At 51.5% G+C, this 5,513-nt stretch carries 1 protein-coding gene, 2 tRNA genes and 3 rRNA genes; 5 read left to right on the top strand and 1 reads right to left on the bottom strand.

What is annotated here, in order from left to right; genetic code table 11:
- Window positions 1-271 (bottom strand): hypothetical protein (locus CXK91_RS22820; protein ID WP_219811505.1); only part of this gene is annotated, 271 nt, incomplete at its 3' end.
- 99 nt (window positions 272-370) lie between these two features.
- Here CXK91_RS22820 and CXK91_RS22420 point away from each other — a divergent pair.
- From CXK91_RS22420 to rrf, 5 genes are all read left to right on the top strand, one after another.
- Window positions 371-1,907, top strand: a 16S ribosomal RNA gene (locus CXK91_RS22420).
- A gap of 91 nt (window positions 1,908-1,998) precedes the next feature.
- Window positions 1,999-2,075, top strand: a tRNA-Ile gene (locus CXK91_RS22415).
- A gap of 30 nt (window positions 2,076-2,105) precedes the next feature.
- A tRNA-Ala gene (locus CXK91_RS22410) sits at window positions 2,106-2,181 on the top strand.
- A gap of 243 nt (window positions 2,182-2,424) precedes the next feature.
- Window positions 2,425-5,315, top strand: a 23S ribosomal RNA gene (locus CXK91_RS22405).
- Window positions 5,316-5,464: 149 nt separating this feature from the next.
- Window positions 5,465-5,513: ribosomal RNA gene (gene rrf / locus CXK91_RS23085) — 5S ribosomal RNA — on the top strand; the annotation flags it as partial.

The raw sequence follows: 5,513 nt of genomic DNA, 5'->3' as shown, positions 1-5,513 counted from the left end.
GAGGTGGTTGACAGCGGTTTTGAACGCTGTATGATTCGCCTCCCGCTGATGAGAGACGCAAGTTGATCTGAAGCGCAAGCGGTTGAGAAGAAAGAAAAACTTCTTCAAAAACAGCTTGACAGGTAACAAGGCTGCTGTAGAATGCGCGGCCTCGGTTGAGACGAAAGACTTGATCGAAACGCTCTTTAACAACTGAATCAAGCAATTCGTGTGGGTGCTTGTGAATGTAAGACTGATGGTCAGTAAGATTATCAGCATCACAAACGCTCAACGAGAAATCATTGAGTACTCTTCTTTAGAAGTGATTCTTTAAGAAGAGATTGCGATTGCTGAGCCAAGTTTAGGGTTTTCTCAAAACCCATGCAGTATTAAACTGAAGAGTTTGATCATGGCTCAGATTGAACGCTGGCGGCAGGCCTAACACATGCAAGTCGAGCGGATGAAGAGAGCTTGCTCTCTGATTCAGCGGCGGACGGGTGAGTAATGCCTAGGAATCTGCCTATTAGTGGGGGACAACGTTTCGAAAGGAACGCTAATACCGCATACGTCCTACGGGAGAAAGCAGGGGACCTTCGGGCCTTGCGCTAATAGATGAGCCTAGGTCGGATTAGCTAGTTGGTGAGGTAAAGGCTCACCAAGGCGACGATCCGTAACTGGTCTGAGAGGATGATCAGTCACACTGGAACTGAGACACGGTCCAGACTCCTACGGGAGGCAGCAGTGGGGAATATTGGACAATGGGCGAAAGCCTGATCCAGCCATGCCGCGTGTGTGAAGAAGGTCTTCGGATTGTAAAGCACTTTAAGTTGGGAGGAAGGGCAGTAAGCTAATACCTTGCTGTTTTGACGTTACCGACAGAATAAGCACCGGCTAACTTCGTGCCAGCAGCCGCGGTAATACGAAGGGTGCAAGCGTTAATCGGAATTACTGGGCGTAAAGCGCGCGTAGGTGGTTTGTTAAGTTGGATGTGAAAGCCCCGGGCTCAACCTGGGAACTGCATCCAAAACTGGCAAGCTAGAGTATGGCAGAGGGTGGTGGAATTTCCTGTGTAGCGGTGAAATGCGTAGATATAGGAAGGAACACCAGTGGCGAAGGCGACCACCTGGGCTAATACTGACACTGAGGTGCGAAAGCGTGGGGAGCAAACAGGATTAGATACCCTGGTAGTCCACGCCGTAAACGATGTCGACTAGCCGTTGGGATCCTTGAGATCTTAGTGGCGCAGCTAACGCATTAAGTCGACCGCCTGGGGAGTACGGCCGCAAGGTTAAAACTCAAATGAATTGACGGGGGCCCGCACAAGCGGTGGAGCATGTGGTTTAATTCGAAGCAACGCGAAGAACCTTACCAGGCCTTGACATGCAGAGAACTTTCCAGAGATGGATTGGTGCCTTCGGGAACTCTGACACAGGTGCTGCATGGCTGTCGTCAGCTCGTGTCGTGAGATGTTGGGTTAAGTCCCGTAACGAGCGCAACCCTTGTCCTTAGTTACCAGCACGTTAAGGTGGGCACTCTAAGGAGACTGCCGGTGACAAACCGGAGGAAGGTGGGGATGACGTCAAGTCATCATGGCCCTTACGGCCTGGGCTACACACGTGCTACAATGGTCGGTACAAAGGGTTGCCAAGCCGCGAGGTGGAGCTAATCCCATAAAACCGATCGTAGTCCGGATCGCAGTCTGCAACTCGACTGCGTGAAGTCGGAATCGCTAGTAATCGTGAATCAGAATGTCACGGTGAATACGTTCCCGGGCCTTGTACACACCGCCCGTCACACCATGGGAGTGGGTTGCTCCAGAAGTAGCTAGTCTAACCTTCGGGGGGACGGTTACCACGGAGTGATTCATGACTGGGGTGAAGTCGTAACAAGGTAGCCGTAGGGGAACCTGCGGCTGGATCACCTCCTTAATCGAAGACTTCAGCTTCTTTACAAGTTCCCACACGAATTGCTTGATTCACTAGCGAAAAGCGATTGGGTTTCGACCCGAGAGAGACGATTGGGTCTGTAGCTCAGTTGGTTAGAGCGCACCCCTGATAAGGGTGAGGTCGGCAGTTCGAATCTGCCCAGACCCACCAATTGTCATGGGATGTGGCCGATCTGTAGATGGGGCCATAGCTCAGCTGGGAGAGCGCCTGCTTTGCACGCAGGAGGTCAGCGGTTCGATCCCGCTTGGCTCCACCATTATTCTCGACAATCGCTGAAAGCACAGAAATGAGTACTCCTGAGGTATGGAGAGTATTGATTTCTGGTCTTTGCGCCAGAACTGTTCTTTAAAAATTTGGGTATGTGATAGAAGTAGATTTGGGTAGTTACTTTCACTGGTAATTATTCAAGTCAAGGTAAAATTTGCGAGTAAAATTGCGGATTTTCGGCGAATGTCGTCTTCACGTTATTAGACAGTAACCAGATTGCTTGGGGTTATATGGTCAAGTGAAGAAGCGCATACGGTGGATGCCTTGGCAGTCAGAGGCGATGAAAGACGTGGTAGCCTGCGAAAAGCTTCGGGGAGTCGGCAAACAGACTTTGATCCGGAGATGTCTGAATGGGGGAACCCAGCCATCATAAGATGGTTATCACACACTGAATACATAGGTGTGTGAGGCGAACCAGGGGAACTGAAACATCTAAGTACCCTGAGGAAAAGAAATCAACCGAGATTCCCTTAGTAGTGGCGAGCGAACGGGGATTAGCCCTTAAGCTTCTTTGATTTTAGCGGAACGCTCTGGAAAGTGCGGCCATAGTGGGTGATAGCCCTGTACGCGAAAAGGTCTTAGAAGTGAAATCGAGTAGGACGGAGCACGAGAAACTTTGTCTGAATATGGGGGGACCATCCTCCAAGGCTAAATACTACTGACTGACCGATAGTGAACTAGTACCGTGAGGGAAAGGCGAAAAGAACCCCGGAGAGGGGAGTGAAATAGATCCTGAAACCGTATGCGTACAAGCAGTGGGAGCCTACTTTGTTAGGTGACTGCGTACCTTTTGTATAATGGGTCAGCGACTTATTTTCAGTGGCGAGCTTAACCGAATAGGGGAGGCGTAGCGAAAGCGAGTCTTAATAGGGCGTTTAGTCGCTGGGAATAGACCCGAAACCGGGCGATCTATCCATGGGCAGGTTGAAGGTTGGGTAACACTAACTGGAGGACCGAACCGACTACCGTTGAAAAGTTAGCGGATGACCTGTGGATCGGAGTGAAAGGCTAATCAAGCTCGGAGATAGCTGGTTCTCCTCGAAAGCTATTTAGGTAGCGCCTCGTGTATCACTGCTGGGGGTAGAGCACTGTTTCGGCTAGGGGGTCATCCCGACTTACCAAACCGATGCAAACTCCGAATACCAGCAAGTGTCAGCACGGGAGACACACGGCGGGTGCTAACGTCCGTCGTGAAAAGGGAAACAACCCAGACCGTCAGCTAAGGTCCCAAAATCCTGGTTAAGTGGGAAACGATGTGGGAAGGCTTAGACAGCTAGGAGGTTGGCTTAGAAGCAGCCACCCTTTAAAGAAAGCGTAATAGCTCACTAGTCGAGTCGGCCTGCGCGGAAGATGTAACGGGGCTCAAACCAGGTACCGAAGCTACGGGTTCAACGCAAGTTGAGCGGTAGAGGAGCGTTCTGTAAGCCTGTGAAGGTCAGTTGAGAAGCTGGCTGGAGGTATCAGAAGTGCGAATGCTGACATGAGTAACGACAATGCGAGTGAAAAACTCGCACGCCGAAAGACCAAGGGTTCCTGCGCAACGTTAATCGACGCAGGGTGAGTCGGTCCCTAAGGCGAGGCTGAAGAGCGTAGTCGATGGGAAACGGGTTAATATTCCCGTACTTCTAGTTACTGCGATGGGGGGACGGAGAAGGCTAGGCCAGCAAGGCGTTGGTTGTCCTTGTTTAAGGTGGTAGGCAGAGGTCTTAGGTAAATCCGGGATCTTAATGCCGAGAACTGATGACGAGCTTTCTTTTAGAAAGCGAAGTGGTTGATGCCATGCTTCCAGGAAAAGCCTCTAAGCTTCAGGTAACTAGGAACCGTACCCCAAACCGACACAGGTGGTTGGGTAGAGAATACCAAGGCGCTTGAGAGAACTCGGGTGAAGGAACTAGGCAAAATGGCACCGTAACTTCGGGAGAAGGTGCGCCGGTGAGGGTGAAGTATTTACTACGTAAGCCCATGCCGGTCGAAGATACCAGGCCGCTGCGACTGTTTATTAAAAACACAGCACTCTGCAAACACGAAAGTGGACGTATAGGGTGTGACGCCTGCCCGGTGCCGGAAGGTTAATTGATGGGGTTAGCGCAAGCGAAGCTCTTGATCGAAGCCCCGGTAAACGGCGGCCGTAACTATAACGGTCCTAAGGTAGCGAAATTCCTTGTCGGGTAAGTTCCGACCTGCACGAATGGCGTAACGATGGCGGCGCTGTCTCCACCCGAGACTCAGTGAAATTGAAATCGCTGTGAAGATGCAGTGTATCCGCGGCTAGACGGAAAGACCCCGTGAACCTTTACTATAGCTTTGCACTGGACTTTGAATTTGCTTGTGTAGGATAGGTGGGAGGCTTTGAAGCGTGGACGCCAGTTCGCGTGGAGCCAACCTTGAAATACCACCCTGGCAACTTTGAGGTTCTAACTCTGGTCCGTTATCCGGATCGAGGACAGTGTATGGTGGGTAGTTTGACTGGGGCGGTCTCCTCCTAAAGAGTAACGGAGGAGTACGAAGGTGCGCTCAGACCGGTCGGAAATCGGTCGTAGAGTATAAAGGCAAAAGCGCGCTTGACTGCGAGACAGACACGTCGAGCAGGTACGAAAGTAGGTCTTAGTGATCCGGTGGTTCTGTATGGAAGGGCCATCGCTCAACGGATAAAAGGTACTCCGGGGATAACAGGCTGATACCGCCCAAGAGTTCATATCGACGGCGGTGTTTGGCACCTCGATGTCGGCTCATCACATCCTGGGGCTGAAGCCGGTCCCAAGGGTATGGCTGTTCGCCATTTAAAGTGGTACGCGAGCTGGGTTTAGAACGTCGTGAGACAGTTCGGTCCCTATCTGCCGTGGACGTTTGAGATTTGAGAGGGGCTGCTCCTAGTACGAGAGGACCGGAGTGGACGAACCTCTGGTGTTCCGGTTGTCACGCCAGTGGCATTGCCGGGTAGCTACGTTCGGAAGAGATAACCGCTGAAAGCATCTAAGCGGGAAACTTGCCTCAAGATGAGATCTCACTGGAGCCTTGAGCTCCCTGAAGGGCCGTCGAAGACTACGACGTTGATAGGTTGGGTGTGTAAGCGCTGTGAGGCGTTGAGCTAACCAATACTAATTGCCCGTGAGGCTTGACCATATAACACCCAAACAATTTGATGTTTGCGTGTCAGACGGTTGAAGTCGACAAACAAACCGAAGATCAGCAACACTCGCAAGCAACACCGAAACAGACATCACATACCCAATTAGGGGAAGCGACTCAACACCGACTCCCCAACCGAATTGCTTGACGACCATAGAGCGTTGGAACCACCTGATCCCATCCCGAACTCAG

The sequence above is a fragment of the Stutzerimonas stutzeri genome (genome assembly GCF_002909485.1).
Classification (GTDB): Bacteria; Pseudomonadota; Gammaproteobacteria; order Pseudomonadales; family Pseudomonadaceae; genus Stutzerimonas; species Stutzerimonas stutzeri_AH.
Note: the sequence above shows the minus strand (reverse complement) of the source record. Positions and strands in the feature narration are given on the sequence as shown.